The sequence below is a fragment of the Marinobacter sp. MIT932201 genome (genome assembly GCF_047123295.1).
GTDB classification, from domain to species: domain Bacteria; phylum Pseudomonadota; class Gammaproteobacteria; order Pseudomonadales; family Oleiphilaceae; genus Marinobacter; species Marinobacter salsuginis.
The window spans coordinates 3,410,198-3,434,350 of record NZ_CP138917.1; the positions used below are offsets into that span (position 1 = coordinate 3,410,198).

Below are 24,153 nucleotides of genomic sequence, written 5' to 3' on the forward strand. Positions count from 1 at the left end.
TGCGATGCCGTCGGGCGGGCAAAAAATGGCTACAATCAGGTAACATGCTAATAAACCAAGCGGATTCAGCCGGTCCGGGACGCCAGATCACGCACTAAGGATAGGGAATGCCCAAGTTCACCGAGGACAAACTGGAACAGGCCATTATCGCCCTGTTGGGTGAGCAGGGGTTTCCGCATACGCCGGGCCCTTCCCTGTCGCGCTCACCTAACGACGTTCTCATCCGCGACGACCTGCGATCATTCCTGGCTAGCCGTCACGCCAAAGACGGAATCACCGAGCATGAGATCAGCACCATCATCAACCGGCTGGATGCCCTCTCCGCCTCGGATCTTTACGCCTCCAACAAGACCATCCACAAATGGGTGGCCGACGGCTTCCTGCTCAAGCGGGAGGAGCACACAAAGAAAGATCTCTACATTCAACTCGTGGACTATGAAGGGCTTCCGGAGCAGCGCGAGCCCCGGCCCGGCGAAGTAGATACACTCATCGCGGACGATGCCGGGGGCTACCACACTGGCGGCAATATCTACCGCGTGGTCAACCAGTTAGAGATTGACGGGCTGGAGAAGCGCATTCCCGATGCGATTCTCTACATCAACGGCCTGCCCCTGGTGGTGTTCGAGTTCAAAAGCGCGACCCGTGAGAACGCGACCATCCACGATGCGTGGAAGCAGCTCACCGTCCGCTACGCCCGGGATATTCCAGACCTGATGAAGTACAACGCCCTGTGCGTGATCAGTGATGGGGTCAATTCCCGCCTGGGCTCACTGTTCGCGCCTTACGAGTACTACTATACCTGGCGCAAAGTAACCGGTAACGAAACCATCGAGCAGGACGGAATCAACGCGCTGCACACCATGATTCAGGGTTTGTTTGATCACAACCGGTTGCGGGAGGTGATCCGGCATTTCATCTATTTCCCGGACAAATCCCACCGGGAGGAAAAGATCGTTTGTCGGTACCCGCAGTTCTACGCCGCCGGCAAGCTGTTCCGGAACATTCTGGAACACCGAAAACCGGAGGGTGACGGCAAAGGCGGCACCTACTTCGGGGCCACTGGCTGCGGCAAGAGCTTTACCATGCTCTTCCTCACCCGGCTGCTGATGAAAAGCGTGGACTTTGAAAGCCCCACCATTGTGCTGATTACCGACAGAACCGACCTGGACGACCAGTTATCCGGCCAGTTCACCAATGCCAAAGAATACATTGGCGACCAGACGGTGATCAGCGTGGAGAGCCGAAGCCACCTTCGGGAGCTTTTGAAAGGCCGCACCAGTGGCGGGGTGTTTCTGACCACGATCCACAAGTTCACGGAAGATACAGAGCTGCTGACGGTTCGGTATAACGTGATCTGCATTTCCGACGAGGCCCACCGCAGCCAGGTCAACCTGGACCAGAAAGTCCGGGTGACCGAGAACGGCGTCCGGCGCAGTTTCGGGTTTGCCAAATACCTGCACGATTCCCTGCCCAACGCCACCTACGTCGGCTTCACCGGCACTCCGATCGACGCGACGCTGGATGTGTTTGGCGAGGTAGTGGACAGCTACACCATGACCGAATCAGTCAAGGACGAGATCACCGTTCCCATCGTTTACGAAGGCCGGGCCGCCAAGGTGATCCTGGACAACGAAAAGCTGCAGGACATCGAGGCCTACTACGATCAATGCGCGGAGGACGGCGCCAGCGAGTACCAGATAGAAGAAAGCAAGAAAGCCAGCGCCAACATGAGCATTATCCTGGGCGATCCGGACCGGTTGCGAACGCTGGCGAAGGACTTTGTCCACCACTACGAGCAGCGGGTCGAGGAAGGCGCCACCGTCAAAGGCAAGGCCATGTTCGTGTGCAGCAATCGCTCTATTGCCTACCGGTTCTGGCAGGAACTGATTGAATTACGGCCGCAATGGAACGAGGTGCTGGTGTGTGAACCCGGCGCCCGGCTTTCTGACAAAGACCAGAAAGAGATCAAGCCCATGGAGCGGGTGAAACTAATCATGACCCGTGGCAAGGATGACCCCAAGCCGCTCTGGGACATGCTTGGCACCCAGGACTTCCGCAAGGAGCTGGACCGCCAGTTCAAGAACCCGAAATCCAACTTCAAGATCGCCATTGTGGTGGACATGTGGCTCACCGGCTTCGACGTACCGTTCCTGGACACGCTCTACATCGACAAGCCCATCCAGCGCCACAACCTCATTCAGACCATTTCACGGGTCAACCGCAAATTCGAGGGCAAGCGTAAAGGCCTGGTGGTGGACTACATCGGGATCAAGAAGCAGATGAACCTTGCCCTGGCCCACTACAACAAGGCCGACCAGCAGAACATCGAGGAGATCGAGCAGTCGATCATCGTGGTGAAGGATCACCTCGACCTGCTGGACAAACTGTTTCACAAATTTGACGCACGCGCGTACTTCAAGGGTAGTCCGCTGGAACAACTCAATTGCCTAAACCAGGCCGCCGAGTTCGCCCAGCTTACCGACAAAATTGAAAAGCGCTTTATGGCCCTGGTGAAACGCCTGAAAGCGGCCTACGACATCTGCAGCGGCTCGGAAGGCGTGACGCAGGCCGAGCGGGATCGCATTCACTTTTATCTGGCCGTGCGCTCAATTGTGTTCAAACTGACCCGGGGCCACGCCCCAGACACCGCCCAGATGAACGCAAAAGTGCGGGAGATGATGACCGAAGCCCTGAAAGCCGACGGTGTGGAAGAGGTTTTCAAACTGGGTGAGGACGGCGCCGAGGCACGCAACATCTTCGACGATGACTACCTGGCCAAGATCGAGAAAATCAAACTGCCCAACACCAAGATCAAGCTACTTCAGCAACTGCTGGCGAAAGCCATTGAGGATTTCAAGCGGGTAAACAAGGCCCGGGGCGTCGACTTCAGCAAGCAGTTGCAGAGCCTGGTAGAGAAATACAACGAGCGTAAAGAAGTGGATGTGTTGCGCGGTGAGGTGGTCGAAGATTTTACCGACGAGATCATTGATCGTTACCTGAAAATGATCCGTTCACTGAAGCAGGAAGTGGGCTCATTTGCCGATTTGGGTATCGATCTGGAGGTGAAAGCCTTCTACGACATCCTCAAAGACCTCGCCGCCAAATACGACTTCACCTACCCGGAGGAGAAACTGATCCCCCTGGCGGAAGCCGTCAAATCGGTTGTTGATGACAAAGTGAAGTACACCGACTGGAACCAGCGTGATGATATCAAGGCCGAGCTGAAGGTGGACCTTATTCTCCTTCTCGGCAAGCATGGTTACCCGCCTGTAGACCGGGATGAAGTTTACAAGGAAATCTTCGAACAGGCGGAAAACTTCAAGCAATACCGTGTCAGATCAACCTGAAATCCGGGTGGCCGATATCCGCTGTTAACTGTAATATCCGCACAGGTTAACAGCGACAACCCAGAATCAGACCGTCTGACGGAGAATTACCATGCGCAATGCTGACCTCGTCACCCGTGGCCTCAAGTCCGTGTGGCACCCCTGCACCCAGATGAAAGACCACGAAGGCGCCGTCCCCCTGGTGCCCATCAAGCGGGGCGAGGGTGTCTGGCTGGAGGACTTTGAAGGCAATCGCTTTATCGATGCCGTCAGCTCCTGGTGGGTCAATCTGTTCGGCCACGCCAATCCGAGAATCAACGCGGCGATCCAGAAGCAGATTGGCGAGCTGGAGCACGTTATCCTTGCCGGTTTCACTCACGAGCCGGTAGTCAACCTGTCCGAGCGCCTCATCGAAGTTACTCCACCGGGCCTGAACAAGGTTTTCTACGCCGACAACGGCTCCTCGGCCATCGAAGCCGCTCTGAAGATGAGCTTCCACTACTGGAAGAACCACGGCAAACCGGGCAAGAAAAACTTCGTGAACCTGAGCAACAGCTACCACGGTGAAACCCTGGGCGCTCTGGCCCTCGGCGATGTATCGCTCTACAAGGACACCTACCAGCCATTGCTGATGGAAGTACTGACCGCACCCTCCCCGGACGCCTTCAACAAAGAGCAGGGTGAGACCGATGAGGCCTACGCACTGCGCCAGTTTGAGGCCATGGAAAAGCTGTTGGCAGAAAAGCACGACGAAATCTGCGCCGTGGTGGTGGAACCGTTGATCCAGTGTGCCGGCGGCATGCGGATGCATCACCCCATCTACCACACCAAACTTCGGGAAGCCTGCGACCGCTATGGCGTGCACCTGATTGCGGATGAGATCGCCGTTGGTTTTGGCCGTACCGGCACCCTGTTTGCCTGTGAACAGTCTGGCATCACTCCGGATTTCATGTGCCTGTCCAAAGGACTTACCGCCGGCTACCTGCCACTATCCGTGGTATTGACCACCGATGATGTCTATAACGCCTTCTACGACGACTACGAAACCCTGAAGGCCTTCCTCCACAGCCACAGCTATACCGGCAACCCCATTGGTTGCGCCGTGGCGTTGGCGACCCTGGACATCTTCCGTGATGACAATGTCATCGAGAGCAACCACCGGCTATCTGCCTGCATGGCCGAATCCGTCGCCCATCTTGTGGACCACCCCAATGTCGGCGACATCCGCCAGCATGGCATGACCCTAGCGGTGGAAATGGTGAAAGATAAAGCCTCGAAAACGCCCTTCCCCTGGCAGGAACGCCGTGGCATTCGTGTTTACCAGCATGCATTGACTCGCCAGGCCTTGCTTCGCCCCCTGGGTAATGTGGTTTACTTCATGCCGCCTTACGTGATCACCGAAGAACAGATCCGCCATCTGGGCCAGGTTGCAACGGAAGGCATTGAGATCGCAGTTCGCGACTGACAGCCGACCGGACCTGAGAGACCAGCCCATGCGTATACCCCGCATCTACACCGATTCCGCCCTCACGGAGGGCGGCACCGCAGCACTTGATGACAACGCGGCGCAACACGTCGGGCGGGTATTGCGCATGCAACCGGGGCAGGATCTGCTGCTTTTCAACGGCGATGGCAACGACTACCCCGCCACTATCACCAGCGCCAGCAAGAAGAACGTGGAAGTCCAGGTGGGCACTCCACAGGCAAACGCCACAGAATCCCCCCTCGAAATCGTCCTCGGCCAGACTCTCTCCAAGGGCGACCGCATGGACTACGCGGTGCAGAAAGCCGTGGAAATGGGTGTTACCCGTATCGTGCCGCTGACCACCGAACGATGCGACGTAAAACTGAAGGGCGACCGGGAAGACAAACGCCTGCGCCACTGGCAATCCGTTGCCATCAGCGCCGCCGAACAGTGCGGGCGCGCCCGAGTACCAGAGATACTGCCGGTGATGACGGTTTCCGAGTGGCTGGAACACAGCCGCGATTGCGAAGTCCGCCTGGTTCTCCACCACCGCACCGAACACACCCTGAAGTCCATCATTCCCCCAGAACGGGTGGCTCTGATGATCGGCCCGGAAGGCGGGCTTTCCCCCGAGGAAATCGCCCAGGCCGAAAAAGAAGGTTTCCTGCCGGTAGCCCTTGGCCCCCGGGTGCTGCGCACCGAAACCGCACCGGTTGCGGCCATGGCGCTTTGCCAGTGGTTGTGGGGTGATATCGGCAGCTGATCGATCCCGACCGTGCCGCCGTCTCATGTCGGCACGCAAGTCATTGACATGGAGGGGTGCCAACAACATTATCCCTGTCGACTCCGACATCAAAAAAACGATCACACGCGAGTAACGGGATGACAAGCCTGCTAAGCACCCAAGAATTCTGGCAATACCTCAGTATCCCGGTTATTGCCGCCCTGATCGGCTGGACCACCAACTGGCTGGCCATCAAAATGACTTTCTATCCCCTCGAATTCATTGGCAAACCACCGCTGCTCGGCTGGCAGGGCATCATACCCTCGAAGGCCCGGAAAATGGCGGCTATCAGCGTCGACGCCACCATCTCGAAGATCGGCACCGTTCGGGAAATCTTCCAGCAGATTGACCCCAAGGTTCTGGCCACCCACATCGTTCACTCTGTCGACCCCCGAATCGAGGAGTACGTGGACGAGATGATGCTCAAGGAATACCCCACCTTCTGGGAAAACCTGCCCGCCTCAGCTCGCAAGATGGTCTACGATCGCGTCCGCAAATCCACCCCTCAGCTGGTGGACAACCTGGTGGAAGACGTCTCCGACAACATCGAAGACCTGCTGGACATCAAGGGTATGGTCATTGACCGCCTGGCCAGCGACAAGGAGCTGCTGAACCGGATCTTTATTGAATGCGGTGAGGTCGAATTCCGCTTCATCATCAACTCGGGCCTCTACTTCGGCTTCCTTTTTGGCCTTATCCAGATGGCGGTCTGGTATGTCTACCCGATCTGGTGGGTGCTGCCCTTCTTCGGCCTGCTGGTGGGCTGGGCGACTAACTGGATTGCGCTGAACGTGATTTTCCGGCCGCTGCACGCCAAAAAAGTCGGCCCATTCCGGATTCAGGGCCTGTTCCTGAAACGCCAGCCGGCCGTGGCTGAGTCATTCTGCCACATTGTGACCCACGAGATTCTGACCGTTGGCAACATCATTAACGCAATTCTCGACGGCCCCAAGGGCGACCGCGCCCGCAACATGGTCAAGAAACACATCAAACCGCTGGTGGATGAAACCGCTGGCATGGGCAAGGCGCTGACGCAGATGGCCTTTGGACCCACCGGCTTTGCAACGCTTAAGAACCAGGTGGGCGAAAAAGCCATCGAGATATCCCAGACATCGTTCAACAACCCGGTGTTCGAAAAGGACCGGGCCCAGGCGGTCGAATCAATCATGGTCGAGCGCATGATTGCCCTGTCTTCCGAAGAATTCCAGGACCTTCTCCGACCCTGCTTCCAGGAGGATGAAATCAAACTGATTCTGGTAGGCGCTTTCCTGGGCTTTGGTGCCGGCATCTGCCAACTGGTGTTCGTGTTCGGAGAATCGTTACTGTAAATTTCCGCAGTAATTCACGGGCTTGAAACCTGTGCAAGGATGCGTCGTACATCTATACTCTCGGAAACGGAGGTTCATTACTTCGAACAGGTTCGACCCGGAGGCAACGGATGCCAGGTTTTCTCTCCTGGATTTCAGGATTATTCCCAAGCAAACAATCTGCACCACCCGCTCCGGAAGCGCGGCTGTTCAATCCATCCCCGGAGAAGCCGGCTACCGACACCCCTGACACCAGCCCGGAGCTTGCCCAACAGCTTGAGGAACATCTGTTCTGCTGGCTGCTGGATGCCGAGCCGGCAGCCCTGCGTGTTGATCTTTCTTCCTACGAGGAAGTGCTGAAGGAGCTTTATCAGCGGCTCACCAGCAACAAAATGGAGGAACTGCCCCGCCAACCCATGAGCCTGCCCATGCTCATGCGGGCCCTGTCCGACGAGTCCACAGACCGCCAGCGGCTCACGGAGATCATTCTTGGTGATCCCTCGTTGACCGATCAATTGCTTCAGATTGCCAACAGCCCCTACTTCCGGACCAGCGACCACGCCATTGAATCGGTGGACCAGGCGGTATTTGTACTGGGGGTAGATGGCATCCGGAACGTGATTTCCGCGGCAGTTATGCGCCCCATGATGGCCGCAAGGAACAGCCGGGAAGCGCTGTTTGGTCAGCGTGGCTGGCGCTGGGGGCTGACCTGTGCCCGGGCGGCGGAACTGATCGCCAGAACCCAGGGCGAAGACACCAGTGCCCACTTTATGGTAGGCCTGCTGCCCTCACTGGCGTACATCACGATCCGCCGTGAACTTCAGCGAATCTGCCGGTCGCGCACAGCAATCGGCGAACCGGAGCCAGCGCTTATTCGGCATGCTCTGGCCAGATACCAGTGGGCTACCTGCCAGCTCCTGGCGAACGAATGGAACCTTCCCCCCAAGTACCATGCCTACCTTCTGGCGGCCGAACGGCCGGCGCCGAGGCAGAAGCACACGCCGCTGACGGATGGCATGGTCATTGGTACCCGAGAAGTACTCAGGCATGCGCACCAGCGGAATCTTGCCGAAGAGCAGTTGCCAAAACTGGTGCGTCTAACCCCGGAACAAATCAGTGACGTGCGCAACGCGGTGCAGAAGATGCTCCGGGAAGGCGGGCGCTCAACTGTCAGGAGCTGACACCGGCTCGGGTTCGGCCAATGATGTGGTCGTTTCCTGCTCATCATCAGCTCGCAACAACTCGGCGAATGTTCGCGTTTCCTCAACCTTACGCGAGCCAGTTAATTCAGCCGGGATCACCGCTGGCAGCCGGTCAACGATCCGATCCTCATCGTTGCGAACCACTTTCAAGACTTCCCCTAAGGTGATCAGGTCCAGCGCACGCCCCGGCACGAGTCGATCGCCCTGGCTTCCTGCCAGGCTAAGCAAACCCGCCCGGATCAACTTGTCACTGAGCGCACGGGTCACTTCGCCTGGCACTCTCAACTGGTGCTCCAATACTTCCTGCTGAGGCGCCGGCTTTCCCTCACTGAAAGGTTTGGCCACCAGCCACATGGTTGCAAGCGCCACCTTCTCCTGCAGTTCCGGCGCCAATTGCACCTGGCGTCGTTTGGCCACTGATCCGGGATTCTGCAGATAAAACGCCAGGCTGGCACCGAGTAGCAGAATCATCCAGTTCAGATAAATCCAGATCAGCAGGATGATGCCGATGGCGAAACTGGAATAGATCGCCGCGTACTTGGCAGATCCGGCCACAAAAGAGGCAAACAGCATGCCGCCAGCCTGCCAGGAAACCCCGGCCACCAGACCGCCGATGGCTGCGTAACGCAGTTTGACCCGGGTATTGGGCATGAACACGTAAACAAACGTAAATGCTCCAACAACCAGGAAAAACGGCGTGAAGCGGCTGGCAACCAGAATCACCGAACCGAACGGCTCGATTTCAATCAGTTTCTGGACAATGGTGGAGGAAAAAATGGTCGCGCTCACACCAATGGCTGAAACCATCAGTAGTGGCCCAACCATGATGACGCTCAGGTAGTTGCTGAAGCGCTGTGCCATGGAGCGCATGTCTGGTACGCGCCAGATCATGTTGAAGGAGCGTTCGATTTTCTGCAGCAGGGAAACCACCGTGTAGACCAGCAATGCCAGACCCACAGAGCCGAGCACCCCAACCTTCATGTTATCCACGAACCCGAGGATCTGCTCGGCGAGCTGTATCCCCTGGGGGCCCAGAGGTTCAAAGAACTGGAACAGGAATGGTTCCATCCGCTGATGCACACCCAGCGCCTTGAGAACCGAGAAGCTCAAGGCAAGAAGCGGCACGATACTTAGCAGCGTGGTGTAGACCAAGCTCATGGCATGGAGAGTGAGCTGCCCGCTGAGTACGTCCCGGGCCATGGCATAGGCCGTGCGCCCGACCTTGTACAACCAGGTCCAGGGCCAACTCTGGGGCGGGTTGGGATTTGCCAGAATCCAGCTTTCAGCGGCCTGAAGCCGTTCTTTCAATTGGAATGCAGCCACTTTAGGTCCTGTTGTTCCATGTTTTGTTCAGATTATCAGTCAGATATCCGGTCTAACCAGAGTATGGCCGATTAGCGAGCGTTTGCGATACTCACGTTCACAATCTGGGTACAGGAGACCCGGGACCTTTCACGACTTTTCAGCCAATCGATGTCAGATTGGCTGCAGTAATACCAACAATCCGCTGCCTCGCCTCACGGCTGGCCCAGGCAGAGTGGGGGGTAATAATCAGGTTCGGAATATCGTCCGCCAGCAGGGGATTGCCGTTGCGGGGCGGCTCCTCGGTCAGCACATCGAACCCGGCACCGCCAATCTCGCCGGCGCGCAGCGCGTCTGCCAGCGCCTGCTCGTTCACCAGGCCGCCGCGGCTGGTGTTGATCAGCAACGCGTCCGGCTTCATCATTTTCAGTTCACGGGCACCGATCAGATCCCGGGTTTCATCCGTGAGCAGGCAATGCAGTGAGAGCACATCCACCTGAGGCAAGAGTTCATCCAGGGGGATCCGGGAATACCCGTCCACCTCTCCGGCTTCCTGACCCGGTCGGGCCCCCAACAAGACCCGCATGCCAAAGGCCGCAGCCCGCTCCGCCACGCCTTCACCCAGATCGCCGTAGCCGACAATACCGAGCGTGCGCCCCTCCAGCTCCATAATCGGATGATCCATCAGGCAGAACATATCACTCTTGCCCCAAAGCCCGGACCGCACATCCCGGTCGTAATCGAGCAGCCGGGTGGCCAGCGCCAGCATCAGAGCCATCGTGTGCTGGGCCACCGTCGAGCGACCGTAGTTGGTCACGTTCATCACCTTGATGTCATGATCCTTCGCCGCTGCCTGGTCGATGTTGTTCAGGCCGGTCGCCACCACGGCGATGGTTTTCAGCTCCGGACAGGCCTCGAAGTGTTCGCGGGTGAGCACGACTTTATTGACCAGCACGGTATCGAAGCCCCGGATGCGTTCCAGCACCTCTCCCGGCCCCGTGCGCTCGTACTTTTCCAGTTTGCCTGCCACCGACTCGATGGGCGACAGATCCACATCATCGCCAAGCGTTTTGGCATCAAGGAACACCGCTTTCATACTTTTCTCCTGAATCCAGATGGTCACAGATTAGGGTAGACTGAGGTAAACGTCCAAGACTCAAAATGTCCAAGCAATAACAGGGTGTGAACCATGGAACATGAATTCTGGCACGAACGCTGGGCTAAAAAGGAAATCGGATTCCACGAGGGCACGGTCAACCAGTACCTCCACGACCACTGGCCGGAACTGGCCGGCAAAGGCACTGAGGCCGTTTTCGTACCCCTGTGCGGTAAAGCCCACGACATGTGGTGGCTCCACGACCGCGGCCACCCCATCATCGGCGTGGAACTCAGCGAACTGGCCTGCAAGGACTTCTTCGAAGAAGCCGGCGAAAAAGCCAAGGTCCACCCCGGTGAGCCTTTCATCACCTTCAAACACGACAACCTGCAACTCTGGTGCGGCGACTTCTTCCAGCTGGTTCCCGACGACCTCAAACACGTGCGACTGGTCTACGACCGCGCTGCCCTGATCGCCCTGCCGCCCCACATGCGCAAAGACTATGTAAACCACCTCACCGCCATCATCCCCGACGGCACAAAAATCCTGCTGATCACCCTGGACTACGACACAGAGATCAAAGGCCCCCCGTTTAACGTCAGCGACGAAGAGGTGCGGGAGCTCTACCAGGACGACTACAAAATCGAACACATCCTGACCAACACCCTGGCCAAGGATCATCCGTTTACAAAACGGAAAGGCCTGGAAAATGCCTCGGAAAGCGTGTTCCGTCTAACCAAAATCTAAGATGCCTTCAAGCGGTCGCATCATTAGTCTGATCGGAGTGTACCGGGGGTCTTCCTGAAAGCGAATTTGATGTCTGAGCGCAGCGAGTTGCCAATTCGCTTTCAGGAAGACCCCTGGTGCGCTCCAGCCCCCATAGCGACATGCCAGCCCACCAGAGCTACAAAAACCCCACACCGCTCTAACATAATTTAATGAACCTTAACCACTCACACACTGTCCAACTCCCGAACCGTGAACTAAGCTCAAAGTAACCAAGCCGGCCACGAGTTGATCGTTCACAGGCTTGTAAGTATCCATTCCTTCCACCCATAACTAAACGAACCGCCCGGATGGGCGGAGCCGACTGCAACGGGGAAATTGCGTGAATTGAAAGCTGAAGATACAGCGAGCGAGGGCAATCTATGAGCATACTGCAGCACTTCAAAGACCGGTATGAGAGTACCCAGGAAGAAGAATACAGCCTGGAGGAATACCTGGAGATCTGCAAAAAGGACCCAACGGCCTATGCCACGGCCGCTGAGAGAATGTTAATTGCCATTGGCGAACCAGAGCTCGTCGATACTTCCAAAGATCCGAGGCTTTCAAGGATATTTTCCAACAAGGTCATCAAGCGGTACCCCGAGTTTTCCGAGTTCTATGGCATGGAAGACGCCGTGGAAAACATCGTTTCCTTCTTCCGCCACGCCGCCCAGGGCCTGGAAGAAAAGAAACAGATCCTCTACCTGCTGGGCCCAGTGGGCGGTGGTAAATCGTCCCTGGCGGAAAAACTCAAGTCACTGATGCAGAAAGTGCCCTTCTACGCCATCAAGGGCTCGCCAGTAAACGAATCTCCCCTGGGTCTGTTCGATCCCGCCGAAGACGCCCAGATCCTCGAAGAGGAATATGGGATTCCTGCCCGTTACCTGAAAAACATCATGTCGCCCTGGGCCGTGAAACGCCTGCATGAGTACGGCGGCGACATCAGCCAGTTCCGGGTTGTAAAAATGTACCCCTCGGTACTCGACCAGGTTGCTGTTTCCAAGACCGAGCCCGGTGACGACAACAACCAGGACATTTCCGCCCTCGTCGGGAAGGTCAACATCCGCATGCTGGAGGATTTCTCCCAGGACGATCCGGATGCCTACAGCTTCAGCGGTGGCCTGTGCAAGGCCAACCAGGGGCTGATGGAATTCGTAGAGATGTTCAAGGCACCCATCAAAGTGCTGCACCCATTGCTGACCGCGACCCAGGAAGGCAACTACAACACCACCGAAGGCATGGGCTCTGTCCCGTTCGACGGTGTGATCCTGGCCCACTCCAACGAATCGGAGTGGCAGACCTTCCGCAATAACAAGCACAACGAGGCGTTCCTTGACCGGGTCTATATCGTCAAGGTGCCCTACTGTGTGCGGGTGACCGAAGAAATCGAGATCTACAAGAAACTGCTCAGCAACAGTTCGCTCGAAGGCGCTCCCTGCGCGCCAGACACCCTGGACATGCTGGCCCAGTTCTCGGTGCTCTCGCGCATCAAGGAGCCGGAAAACTCCAGCATCTTCTCCAAGATGCGGGTTTATGACGGCCAGAACATCAAGGATACAGACCCGAAAGCCAAATCCATCCAGGAGTACCGTGACGCCGCTGGCGTGATGGAAGGCATGGACGGGCTCTCTACCCGCTTCGCCTTCAAAATCCTGTCCAAGGTCTTCAACTTCGACACCACCGAAGTGGCGGCGAACCCGGTACATCTGCTCTACGTTCTGGAAAAACAGATCGAACAGGAACAGTTCCCGCCGGAGACCCATGAGAAATACCTGAGGTTCATCAAGGAATTCCTGGCGCCGCACTACGTGCAGTTCATCGGCAAGGAAATCCAGACTGCGTATCTGGAAAGCTACAGCGAATACGGCCAGAACCTGTTCGACCGGTACGTCACCTATGCCGATTTCTGGATCCAGGATCAGGAATACCGGGATCCGGACACCGGCGAAATCCTCGATCGCTCCTCGATCAACGAAGAACTGGAAAAAATCGAGAAGCCCGCGGGCATTTCCAACCCGAAGGATTTCCGGAACGAGGTGGTCAACTTTGTGCTGCGGGCCCGGGCCAACAACGGTGGCAAGAACCCGTCCTGGCTCAGCTACGAAAAGCTGCGCAGCGTGATCGAGAAGAAGATGTTCTCGAACACCGAGGATCTGTTGCCGGTGATTTCGTTCAACCCGAAAGCAAGTCAGGAAGACCAGAACAAGCACAAGCAGTTCGTCGAGCGTATGGTCGATCGAGGCTACACGGAGAAGCAGGTTCGGCTGTTGGCAGAATGGTACCTGCGGGTTCGCAAGTCTCACTAAGTCAGTGACCATTCACTGAGCTGGAGTAACGCCATGGGAATGACCCACATAGTCGACCGGCGACTGAACGGTAAAAACAAAAGCGCGGTGAACCGGGAACGGTTCCTGCGCCGCTACCGCCACCACATCAAGCGTGCGGTGTCGGACGCGGTTCAGAAGCGCTCAATCACCGATATAGAACGGGGCGAGAAGGTCAGTATTCCGTCCCGGGATATTGAAGAACCGATCTTCCACCACGGCCAGGGCGGCAAACGGGAGGTGGTGCACCCCGGCAATCAGGAGTTCGTGGCCGGCGACACCATCCCCAAGCCAGAGGGCGGTGGTGGCCAGGGCTCCGGCCAGGGACAGGCCAGCCCGGACGGCGAGGGCATGGATGAATTCGCCTTCCAGATCACTCAGGAAGAATTCCTCGATTTTCTGTTCGACGATCTCGAACTGCCCAACCTGGCCCGCAAGAAACTCAAGGACACCGAGGCCTTCAAGTATATCCGCTCCGGCTTCAGCACCGAGGGGGTGCCGGCCAAGCTGGATGTCGTACGCTCGTTGCGCGGTGCCCACGCCCGACGCCTGGGCCTGGGAGGCGCGCGCAAGAAGAAGATCCGGGATCTGGAAAAACAGCTGGAAGCACTGAAATCAGCGCCGGAAGACCTGGATCCCGCGTTCAGCCACGAAGACCAGATTCAGGTTCTGGAGGAGGAAATCGCGCGACTGAAGGCGAATGTTCGCCGCATTCCCTTCATTGATGAGATCGACCTGCGCTACCGCCAGCACGTGAAAAAGCCACAGCCGGCCACCAGTGCCGTGATGTTCTGCCTGATGGACGTGTCCGGGTCCATGACCCAGATGCACAAGGACATCGCCAAGCGCTTCTTCATCCTGCTGTATCTGTTTCTGAAGAAGAACTACAAGAAGATTGAAGTGGTCTTCATCCGGCATCACACCAGCGCCAAGGAAGTGGACGAGGAGGAGTTCTTCTATTCCCGGGAAACCGGCGGCACCATCGTCTCCAGCGCCCTCAAGCTGATGCACAAGATTATCGAATCCCGGTATTCCCCGGCCGAGTGGAACATTTACGCTGCCCAGGCATCGGACGGTGATAATTGGAACGATGACTCGCCGGTGTGCGGGAAGATCCTGGCCGACAATATCCTGCCCTTGGTGCAGTATTTTGCCTACGTGGAGATCACACCCCAGGACCACCAGATGCTCTGGTACGAGTACGAGAAGATCCAGGAGCAATTCCCGCAGAGCTTTGCCCTGCAGCAGATCGCCGACCCCGGCGAAATTTACCCGGTATTCCGGCAGTTGTTCGAGAGGAAAGCCGCATGACTAACCTCATGGACCGTCCAAACTCGCCCGAAAGCGATCAGCCCAGAGCCCGGGAGCCGATCTCGACCGGTTCTGAATGGACGTTCGAGCTGATCCAGAAATACGACGACGAGATTGCCAAGTGCGCCGCCGAGTTCGGCCTGGACACCTACCCCAACCAGATTGAGGTGATCAGCGCCGAACAGATGATGGACGCCTACAGCTCCGTGGGCATGCCGGTTGGCTACCATCACTGGTCCTTCGGCAAGCAGTTCCTCAGTACCTCCAAGGGCTATCAGCGCGGTCAGATGGGCCTGGCCTACGAGATCGTGATCAACTCCAACCCCTGCATCGCTTACCTGATGGAAGAGAACACCCTCCCGATGCAGGCGCTGGTTATCGCCCACGCTTCCTACGGCCACAACTCGTTCTTCAAGGGTAACTACCTGTTCCACACCTGGACCGACGCCAGCGCGATCATCGATTACCTGGTGTTTGCCCGCCATTACGTGGCGGAGTGCGAGGAGCGCTATGGCGTGGATGCCGTCGAGGAAATCCTGGATTCCTGCCATGCCCTGATGAACTACGGCGTAGATCGCTACAAGCGCCCTGCACCGATATCGGCTTCAGAAGAAGTGCGGCGCCAGAAGGAGCGTGAGGAGTACCAGCAGCGGCGCATCAACGATCTCTGGCGCACCATTCCGAAAATGGACGACGAGGATGACCCGGTTAGACGCGGCAAGCGCTACCCGGAAGAGCCACAGGAGAACATTCTCTACTTCATCGAGAAGAACGCGCCACTGCTGGAGACCTGGCAGCGGGAAATCATCCGCATCGTGCGGAAGCTGGGCCAGTACTTCTATCCCCAGCGCCAGACCCAGGTCATGAACGAAGGCTGGGCCAGCTTCTGGCACTACACCCTTCTACACCGTATGTACGACAAGGGCCTGGTGACAGACGGTTTCATGCTGGAGTTTCTCCAGAGCCACTCGGCGGTGGTGTATCAGCCACCGTTCAATAGCCCCTGGTACTCCGGCCTGAACCCTTACACCCTGGGATTCTCGATCTTCACGGATCTGCGCAGAATCTGCGAGAACCCCACAGACGAAGACCGGGAGTGGTTCCCGGACATCGCCAGCGGCGACTGGCTGGAAACCCTGCATTTCGCGATGAAGAACTTCAAGGACGAGAGCTTCATCCAGCAGTTCCTCTCACCCAAGGTGATGCGGGACCTGAAACTCTTTGCGATCCAGAACGACGATCAGGAGGACGTCTATCGGGTAACCGCCATCCACGATGAACCCGGTTACCGGGACCTGCGCGAGAAACTGGCGCGACAGTACAATCTCAGTTATCGCGAACCCAACATCCAGGTATGGAATGTGGATGTGCGCGGCGACCGCTCCCTGACCCTGCGCCACATACCGGTAGACCGTGTGCCACTGGGCAAGGAAACCGACGAGGTTCTGCGCCATGTGCACAGGCTCTGGGGCTTTGATGTGCATTTGGAAAGCGTGGACGATGGCACCGTGGTGGAAGACCACCACTGCCCGCCTAGGGAACTTGAGGAGGACTGAATCTGGAGCCTGATGGCAAATTCGGGCCGGTACTGGCCGGCCCGATTCTACGTCATTCCGCGCCGGACTCACTTGTTCTGTGGCTGGTAACCAGCGAACGGACAGCGCTCGCCGTTCAGGTATTCAAAGGCAGAGAGCTCCTGCTGGATCGTCCGCTAGCAGAATCAGAGGTTTCACGGCTTCGAATTGGTACCCGTGCCTGGCTGAACCTTCTGACAATCACACCGGACTCCGCTCTGCCCCGGGACACCCCGCTTGAGTACGACCTGGGGCTCACTGGTGACGGATCCGCCCCACCCCGATGGATCCGCAGCTGGGCTACGCATCTTTGCCCGGAGAGCCGCGATCGCCCTGGCTTTACCCTGAAGTCGAAACTGGATCGCATACTCCATGGCTCCTGCCGGAGACCTCACCATCCCTCGCGAGACGGTTTGGTTCGGGTGGATGAGGAACTGCAGAAGGCACAGAGACTAGAGGACGTTCCGTCTCTGCTGCTGATGACCGGCGACCAGGTCTACGCCGATGATGTGGCCGGTCCGATGTTGCACGCCATCCAGTGCGTTATTCACCAGCTGGGTCTTTACCAGGAAGTGCTGGAAGGCGCCTCGCTTTCACACAGCAAGGAACTGACTTCGGTAGCAAATGCCTATTACCACCGGGATGAACTGCTGCCGGAATCCGAATTTAACGAGGACCTCACCGAGCGTTTCTTTGGTGGCGTCCGCAAGCCAGTGTTCACAACCGCCAACGCCGGCAATCACCTGATCTCGTTCGCCGAGGTGATGGCCATGTACCTGCTGGTGTGGTCGCCGGAGCCCTGGCACCTTGTTACCAGCGCGGAGCCAGTCGAAGATCCGGACGAACTGGCGCGTTATCGGAAAGAACAGGCCGCTATCGACGAGTTTCGCAGAACCCTTCCGCGGGCAGCGCGGGCCATGGCTAACGTGCCCGTCTATATGATCTTTGATGATCATGACGTTACCGACGACTGGAATCTCTCGGCCCTCTGGGAAACCACCGCTTATGAACACCCCTTTTCCCGGCGCATCATCGGCAATGCCCTGCTGGGCTATCTCTTGTGCCAGGGCTGGGGTAACCAACCGGGTAATTTCGGGGACCTGATCGAACAGTGTCAGAAGCTGTTCGATTCCAGTGACGGACAACACGAGCTGGACAAGGCCATCCAGGATGAATTGATCGACCAACTGTTTCACTTCCAGCACTGGCATTACAGCCTGCCCACCTCGCCCAGACTGGTGGTTCTGGACACCCGCACGCACCGCTGGCGCAGTGAGATCCGGCGCAGCCACCCGTCCGGCCTGATGGACTGGGAATCGCTGACCGATTTCCAGCATGAGATCATGGGCGAGGACGCGGTCGTGGTGGTCTCCCCGGCGCCCATGTTCGGGGTGAAGCTCATAGAGATGATCCAGCGGGTGTTTACCTTTTTCGGCAAACCCCTGCTGGTAGACGCTGAAAACTGGATGGCGCATCGAGGCGCCGCCAGTGTACTGCTCAATATTTTCGGCCACCCCCGAACGCCCAGACACTTCGTGATTCTTTCCGGGGATGTCCACTATTCGTTTGCCTATGACGTTAGGCTGCGCCACAAACAGAACGGTCCACATGTCTGGCAGATCACCAGTAGCGGCATCAAAAATGAATTCCCCAACACCCTGCTGGAATGGCTGGACCGGCTCAATCGCTGGCTGTTTGCGCCCTGGTCGCCCCTGAACTGGTTCACCAAGAGACGGCGAATGTGGATCTCTCCCAGGCTACCGGAGGGCCGGGAAGCCGGAGAGCGCTTGTGGAACGGGGCGGGCATCGGGGATGTGAGGCTGGATGAAGAAGGCGAACCCACCGCCATCCGGCAACTGGATGCCGGCGGCGGGGGTACGATTTTTCAGCGACGCGCTAAAGAAAACTGATCAGGCGTTGACCGAGGGCAGCCCGGACAGGGCCATCGCCAGTTCCTGTTCGTCGTATTCGTGGTCGCTCAGTTCACCGGCAAAGTAGGAGGTATAGGCCGCCATATCGAAATGGCCGTGACCGCAGAGGTTGAACAGAATCACCTCTTCCTTGCCTTCCCGCTTACAGCGCAGGGCTTCGTCGATGGCGCCCTTGACCGCATGGTTGGCTTCCGGAGCCGGCACAATACCTTCATTCTTCGCGAACAGCACACCGGCCTCGAAGCACTCCCGCTGGGTATAGGACACTGCATCAAACAGCCCCAGTTCCTTGGCGTGGGAAACAAGCGGGGCCATACCGTGGTAGCGCAGGCCACCGGCGTGGAAGCCGGGCGGGGTGAATCCGGAGCCCAGGGTATGCATCTTGGTGAGCGGGGTCATGTGGGCGGTATCGCCATAATCATAGGCGTATTTGCCCCGGGTCAGGGTGGGACAGGCCGAGGGTTCCACCGCTACAATCCGGGATTTCTCACCGCCTCTCAGGGCGTGGCCCATGAACGGGAAGGCAATACCTGCAAAGTTGGAACCACCGCCGGTGCAACCCACGATCACATCGGGCCAGCAGTCCGCCATTTCCATTTGCTGCATGGCTTCCAGTCCGATGATGCTTTGATGGAGCAGCACATGATTGAGTACCGAACCGAGGGCGTACTTGGTGTTAGGATCCTGGACAGCCAGTTCCACGGCTTCAGAGATGGCGATGCCCAGACTGCCGGTGTGGTCAGGATTTTCGGCCAGCACTTTGCGTCCAAACTCGGTCAGCTCCGAGGGTGAGGCGACACACTTGGCACCGTAGGTTTCCATGACGGCCCGACGATAGGGCTTCTGGTTGTATGAAACCCGGACCTGGAACACGGTCACGTCCATATCAAACAGGGAACCGGCAAAAGACAAAGAGGTGCCCCACTGCCCGGCACCGGTTTCCGTAGTCAGGGTTCGAATGCCCGCTTCCCGGTTGTAGAAGGCTTGCGGAATCGCGGTGTTCGGCTTGTGGCTGCCCGCCGGGCTCACGCCCTCGTACTTGTAGAAGATTTTTGCCGGGGTGCCGAGGGCCTTCTCGAGGCGATGGGCCCGGTACAGAGGCGCTGGACGCCAGAGATTGTAGACGTCACGCACCGGCTCCGGAATCTCGATTTCCCGCTCGGTGGTTACCTCCTGTTCGATCAACGCCATCGGAAACAGCGGCTCAAGATCCGACGGGCCCACCGGCTGCTGGGTGCCGGGGTGCAAGACAGCCGGCAAGGGCTCAGGCAGGTCCGCCTGCAGGTTGTACCAGTATTTGGGCATCTGGCTTTCTTCGAGAAGGAACTTGGTTTGCATGAATAAAAAATTCCTACTGTTTGTGTTGTTATAGGTATTCAGAATACCCATTCCAGGCCCGCATAAAAAGTTCTTCCGGGACCTGGTTCGAAATAGCCCCGGTCTTCCACCGGGCGGTTCGCATTGGCGTTTATGCGTACATTACTGAAATAATCCTGATCCAGCAGGTTGCGAATGCCGGCATACAGGTTCAGGGTCTGATACGCCATGCGAATTGAATCGCCGGCACGCAGACCAGCCAGCCAGTAATCACTGACCAGGGTCTGGTTACTGTTCTCGGCGTAGAACTCGCCCACATACTGCCACTCGAGGGCCGCAAAACGGCCGCCTGTTCCGCGCCACTCCAGTTCGTTCACCCAGAGCTGCTCGGGCAGACCTGCAATGGCATTGCCGCTGGCATCGTTGCCCTGCTCATCGGCAAAGTCCCGTAATTCGTAATCCGCCAGGGTCAGCGCGCTGGTTACCCGCCATGCGTAGGACAGCTCCCAGGCCAGCCCCAGTTCGAAGCCATTGCGACGGGTTTCACCGGCGTTTTCATAGAAGGTCTGATCGCCCACGTTGAAGGGCAGGATCTCGTCCTCCACCCGAATGGAAAACAGCGCCATATCATAGCTCAACCCTGCACCCAGCATGCCGCGCATACCCAGCTCGCGATTCAATGCCTGCTGGGGCTCCAGATCGGGATTGAAGCCACCGCCATTCGGGTTGGCAAACTCGGTGAAGGTGGGGGACTCGAAAGCGGTACCCAGGGTGGCGTATACCTGGTGCCTCGGTGCCAGTTTGTAGCTGATTCCGGCAACACCACTGTACTCCCGGAAGGTCCGGTTGCCCGAATCATCGCTACCGTCCTGCAGCCATTCGTCGTCTATCGCCATATGCAGCCGGTCGAACCGCACGCCCAGGGAGATGTTGAGTACGTCGCTCAGCGCCAGATCGCCCTGGCCAAACACGGCGACATTGGTGGCGCTCTGGTTTTCCGCCTGGGTCTGGCCGGTGATATCACCATCGATCGACACGGAATAACGGCGCCGATCATCGGACTGATGGTGTACATCAAGGCCGGTGACCCAGACCAGAGGCAATCCGGCCAGCATCGATTCCTGCTGGTACTGGGAACTGATGCCGTAAAAATGCCGGTCGTAGGCTATCCGGCTGCTTCCGGGAAACGGCAGTTGCTGCGCGAAATCCCGGTGGGTGTAGAAGGTATCGAGGGTGAGCTGGCCGGGCAGCACGACGGAATCCTCCCATCTTACACCCAGGGTCTGCTGGTTCACGGTCTGGCTACTATCCAGCCTTTTGGCAAGCGCGGTGGCCTGTTCCGGATCCTCTTCGGCCTGGGCCAGGGTAAGCCCGCCGGGGTCTTCGGATTTCGGGTTATGCAGCGCGTTGAACGTTGCGGTCAGACGCCTTCCGGACTCCAGATCCCGCGCGACACAGGCGTTGAACAGCGCCTTTTCCGCCTCACTCTGCTCCCGGTGGCCATCGAATGTCAGCCACGAAAGCGTTGCTATGCCGCTGGTATCGCCATCCACGCCGTTGCCCTGTATGGCAGCCTTGCGATAGTCGTCACTGCCGCCATCCAGCCGCAGACGGCCGCCCGCCGGGAGTTCGTCGCCTAGCGCGGTCGAAATATCGATGACACCGCCGGCAGCGTTTCCGTACTGTACCGAAGCCGGCCCCCGAATAACCTCGATGCGCTGGGCCGAATCCAGATCAATGGCATCAATCTGCGACTGGCCGTCCGGCAGCGTGTAGGGGATGCCGTCCACCTGGATCCGGATACCCCGAATACCGAAAGGCGCCCTGGCCCCGAACCCGCGAGTGGACAGCCGGAGGTTCTGGGCAAAGTTGTAGCGGTTCTGGAAGAACAGGCCGGGGACGGTATCGAGGGATTCGTCCAGCTGCAGGCGCTGCTGTCCCTCACGGATGTCCGGAGCGTTGACCACGGAGACCGCTGCGGGCGTTTCATACAGGTCCCGCACCAGCCTCGGTGACGTAACCTCCAGAACCAACTCTTCCTCTCCCTGGCCTGCAGGTGGTTGGGCCGTCACAACAGGGGAGACTGAAAAGCAGATGGGAACCAGTGCCAGAGTTGCAAGGTAATTATTCTTGTTCAAAGGGCCTCCAGGGGACTCGTTATCAAGAACTTCTCCTGACAACGGGTACGCCAGCAATCGGAAAATGGTGTCATCCCATTCAATCCGTCGGAAAGCCAGTTTTAAATAATCATTTCATCTGTTTTTTTATAGGACTTTGGTTGCAGGTACAAGGCGGCGAAATCAGGCGGGGATCCACGCTTCAAGCAGATCAACCAGCCAGGGCACCAGCAAAGCCGTTGCGAACGCCGAAAGTGCCATCGCCAGACCTGAGAAAGCCCCCATCTGCGAGCTTACCTGAAACGCCCGGGCGGTTCCGATACCGTGGGCTGCAACACCCATGGCGATGCCTTTGGCGGTGTCATCCCTAACCCGGATCCACTCGAAGAGTTTTGTGCCCAGAACGGCGCCGGTGATGCCCGTTATCACGACCAGGACGGCCGTCAGAGACGGGAGCCCGCCAATTTTTTCAGAGATACCCATGGCTACCGGTGCCGTTGCCGATTTCGGGGCCAGGGACATCTGGATCTCCGTAGACCCTCCGAGAACGCGGGCCAGACCAATGGAACTGCCGGCAGCGATGACGACGCCGCAGAGGAGCGAAATCGTCACGGGCAGCCAGAGCTGTCGCAACCGGGAAAACTGCTGGTACAGGGGAACAGCCAACGCCACCGTCGCCGGACCCAGCAGAAAGTGAACAAACTGCCCGCCTTCAAAATAATCACTGTAAGACGTGCCAGTGGCCAGCAACAGGATGATGAGCATGGCGACGGACGTGACGACCGGATTGGCGAGGGGATTGGAGTTGGTTTTCAGGTACAGCCGGTAGGCCAGACCATAGGCCACCAGGGTGATGGTCAGCCCAAGCAGCGGCGATGTGGAAAGGTAGACCCAGATGTCTTTCAGCCCCGGCTCAGTCATCATCTGCCTCCTTTTCCGAAACGGGCGACGCAAACCAGCGCGTGGTTACCTGCATGATCAGGGCCGTGGCAACCATGGTTATGACCGTACTCAGCAGCAGCGCGAGGGTTATTGGAATCCACTCGTCGGCGATGCGGCCGAAATGCGCCATCATGCCCACACCGGCCGGAACGAAAAGAAGCGAAAGATGGCTCAGCAAGGCGGTAGACGCCTGGTCAACGGACTCCGGGGCTTTGCCCCGGATCATCAGGGTAATGAACAGCATCACCATACCCAGCACCGGCCCTGGAATGGGCAGCCCCAGCAATCGAACCGTGATCTCACCCACCAGCTGATACACCAGTAGCAGGGTAATGCCGTTCAGGAACTGCATGACGCAGGACTCCAGTCAGGGTTTGCTTTGTAAGGTCGAAATGGGAATGATACTCCGGCCATACATGGCCAGGACAAAACCGATCGGGAACATCAGCACTCCGTATACCGCTGCCGGAATGGACATGGCGCTGGACTCCAGCAGGGTCAGGGTAACCATCAGGGCAATGGTGCCGTTCTTCACACCCAGCTCCACCGCCACCGCAAGCGATTCTCTCTGGGTCAGCCCCGCCAGGCGACCCGCAGCAAGGCCCAGCCCGATACCGGCCACATTCAACAGAAAAGTAGCCGGCCCTGCCTGCTTCAAAAGCTCCCAGATCTGGTCACGAACCCCGTACACCAGGGCCACAATCAGGACGGCCAGCACAATACCGCCGAAGATGCTAACGATGCTTTCTGCCTTGCGGGCAACCTCAGGGTTGCGGGTACGAACCACCATTCCAATGGCTACCGGGAAGAGCACGATACCAACCAGCATGCCGATGGTTTTCCACACCGGCAGCACAATGTCTTCCTCGGTTCCCATGTAATGCTGAAGGGCAATGTTGGTGAACAGCGGCAGGGTAAGGATGGTGATCAGGCTGGCACTGACCGTCAGCACAATAGACAGTGCAATATTACCCCGTGAGAGCAGCACAAACAGATTCGATGTGGTGCCCCCGGGGCAGGCGGCAATAATTACCAGCCCAACGGCGATGGCCGGTGGAACCGCCAGCAATGTGGCCAGCAAGAAAGCAATGAGGGGCATGACCAGAATCTGGGCAACGGTGCCGACGATCATCCCTTTCGGATACACCGCTACCTGGCGGAAGTCACGTATCGTCAGGGTCATGCCGATACCGATCATGATAATGAACAGAGCAATCGGCAGTCCTGCCGAGATAAGCGGGCTGGATTCCACAACGCCTCCGGATGTTTTTGTTTTTACTGCAACCAACCGATGAAAAGTAGCACACACTGTGCCCTTTCGGGAGCTTTCAACGGCAACAGCGTGTAACGGTTAAACGCTGTAAAACCGGGAACTTTGTGGACGCAAGCA

Annotated in this window: 17 protein-coding genes; 10 read left to right on the forward strand and 7 right to left on the reverse strand. The window is 57.8% G+C overall.

Annotated elements, in window-relative coordinates:
- The first annotated feature begins 107 nt into the window (after positions 1 to 107).
- The 5 genes from SIC15_RS15765 (at position 108) to SIC15_RS15785 (ending at position 8,063) form a co-directional block, all read left to right on the forward strand.
- A complete protein-coding gene (locus SIC15_RS15765; RefSeq protein WP_412536423.1) occupies positions 108 to 3,347 on the forward strand; it encodes a type I restriction endonuclease subunit R in 3,240 nt (1,079 codons plus the stop codon).
- 91 nt (positions 3,348 to 3,438) lie between these two features.
- Positions 3,439 to 4,791, forward strand: a complete 1,353-nt coding sequence (locus SIC15_RS15770; RefSeq protein ID WP_412536424.1) for an adenosylmethionine--8-amino-7-oxononanoate transaminase — start codon at positions 3,439 to 3,441, stop codon at positions 4,789 to 4,791.
- A gap of 28 nt (positions 4,792 to 4,819) precedes the next feature.
- Positions 4,820 to 5,554 (forward strand): 16S rRNA (uracil(1498)-N(3))-methyltransferase, encoded by a 735-nt coding sequence (locus tag SIC15_RS15775; RefSeq protein WP_412536425.1) that lies wholly within the window; start codon positions 4,820 to 4,822, stop codon positions 5,552 to 5,554.
- A 119-nt stretch (positions 5,555 to 5,673) separates the two neighbouring features.
- A complete protein-coding gene (locus SIC15_RS15780) occupies positions 5,674 to 6,903 on the forward strand; it encodes a DUF445 domain-containing protein (protein ID WP_305965828.1) in 1,230 nt (409 codons plus the stop codon).
- Positions 6,904 to 7,013: 110 nt separating this feature from the next.
- Complete coding sequence (locus tag SIC15_RS15785; RefSeq protein WP_412536426.1) at positions 7,014 to 8,063, forward strand: HDOD domain-containing protein; 1,050 nt, start codon at positions 7,014 to 7,016, stop codon at positions 8,061 to 8,063.
- Here SIC15_RS15785 and SIC15_RS15790 read toward each other — a convergent pair.
- Positions 8,046 to 9,407, reverse strand: coding sequence for a YihY/virulence factor BrkB family protein (locus SIC15_RS15790; RefSeq protein ID WP_136630172.1), 1,362 nt, complete (start codon positions 9,405 to 9,407; stop codon positions 8,046 to 8,048). The two genes, SIC15_RS15785 and SIC15_RS15790, sit on opposite strands and share 18 nt — an antisense overlap.
- Positions 9,408 to 9,546: 139 nt before the next feature.
- Positions 9,547 to 10,482, reverse strand: coding sequence for a D-2-hydroxyacid dehydrogenase (locus SIC15_RS15795; RefSeq protein WP_412536427.1), 936 nt, complete (start codon positions 10,480 to 10,482; stop codon positions 9,547 to 9,549).
- A 93-nt stretch (positions 10,483 to 10,575) separates the two neighbouring features.
- Between SIC15_RS15795 and tmpT the strand changes: the two genes are divergently transcribed.
- The 5 genes from tmpT (at position 10,576) to SIC15_RS15820 (ending at position 18,366) form a co-directional block, all read left to right on the forward strand.
- Positions 10,576 to 11,229: a thiopurine S-methyltransferase gene (tmpT, locus tag SIC15_RS15800; RefSeq protein ID WP_136630174.1), complete on the forward strand. Its 654-nt coding sequence runs from the start codon at positions 10,576 to 10,578 to the stop codon at positions 11,227 to 11,229.
- Between the two features lie 401 nt (positions 11,230 to 11,630).
- A complete protein-coding gene (locus tag SIC15_RS15805; protein ID WP_069184449.1) occupies positions 11,631 to 13,553 on the forward strand; it encodes a PrkA family serine protein kinase in 1,923 nt (640 codons plus the stop codon).
- 33 nt (positions 13,554 to 13,586) lie between these two features.
- A complete protein-coding gene (locus SIC15_RS15810) occupies positions 13,587 to 14,882 on the forward strand; it encodes a YeaH/YhbH family protein (protein WP_069184450.1) in 1,296 nt (431 codons plus the stop codon).
- Positions 14,879 to 16,438, forward strand: a complete 1,560-nt coding sequence (locus SIC15_RS15815) for a SpoVR family protein (protein ID WP_412536428.1) — start codon at positions 14,879 to 14,881, stop codon at positions 16,436 to 16,438. The genes SIC15_RS15810 and SIC15_RS15815 overlap by 4 nt, the downstream gene beginning before the upstream one ends.
- Positions 16,435 to 18,366, forward strand: coding sequence for an alkaline phosphatase D family protein (locus SIC15_RS15820; protein WP_412537628.1), 1,932 nt, complete (start codon positions 16,435 to 16,437; stop codon positions 18,364 to 18,366). Before SIC15_RS15815 ends, SIC15_RS15820 begins: the two co-directional genes overlap by 4 nt.
- Here the strand turns inward: SIC15_RS15820 and SIC15_RS15825 are convergent, their stop codons facing one another.
- From SIC15_RS15825 to SIC15_RS15845, 5 genes are all read right to left on the reverse strand, one after another.
- Positions 18,367 to 19,725, reverse strand: coding sequence for a TrpB-like pyridoxal phosphate-dependent enzyme (locus tag SIC15_RS15825; RefSeq protein WP_412536429.1), 1,359 nt, complete (start codon positions 19,723 to 19,725; stop codon positions 18,367 to 18,369).
- A 38-nt stretch (positions 19,726 to 19,763) separates the two neighbouring features.
- On the reverse strand, positions 19,764 to 21,842 hold the full coding sequence (locus SIC15_RS15830) for a TonB-dependent receptor family protein (RefSeq protein ID WP_412536430.1): 2,079 nt from the start codon (positions 21,840 to 21,842) through the stop codon (positions 19,764 to 19,766).
- A gap of 162 nt (positions 21,843 to 22,004) precedes the next feature.
- Positions 22,005 to 22,742 (reverse strand): LrgB family protein, encoded by a 738-nt coding sequence (locus tag SIC15_RS15835; RefSeq protein WP_209400948.1) that lies wholly within the window; start codon positions 22,740 to 22,742, stop codon positions 22,005 to 22,007.
- Positions 22,735 to 23,115 (reverse strand): CidA/LrgA family protein, encoded by a 381-nt coding sequence (locus SIC15_RS15840; RefSeq protein WP_153633917.1) that lies wholly within the window; start codon positions 23,113 to 23,115, stop codon positions 22,735 to 22,737. Before SIC15_RS15840 ends, SIC15_RS15835 begins: the two co-directional genes overlap by 8 nt.
- A 15-nt stretch (positions 23,116 to 23,130) precedes the next feature.
- On the reverse strand, positions 23,131 to 24,015 hold the full coding sequence (locus SIC15_RS15845) for a bile acid:sodium symporter family protein (RefSeq protein WP_412536431.1): 885 nt from the start codon (positions 24,013 to 24,015) through the stop codon (positions 23,131 to 23,133).
- Positions 24,016 to 24,153: the final 138 nt, after the last annotated feature.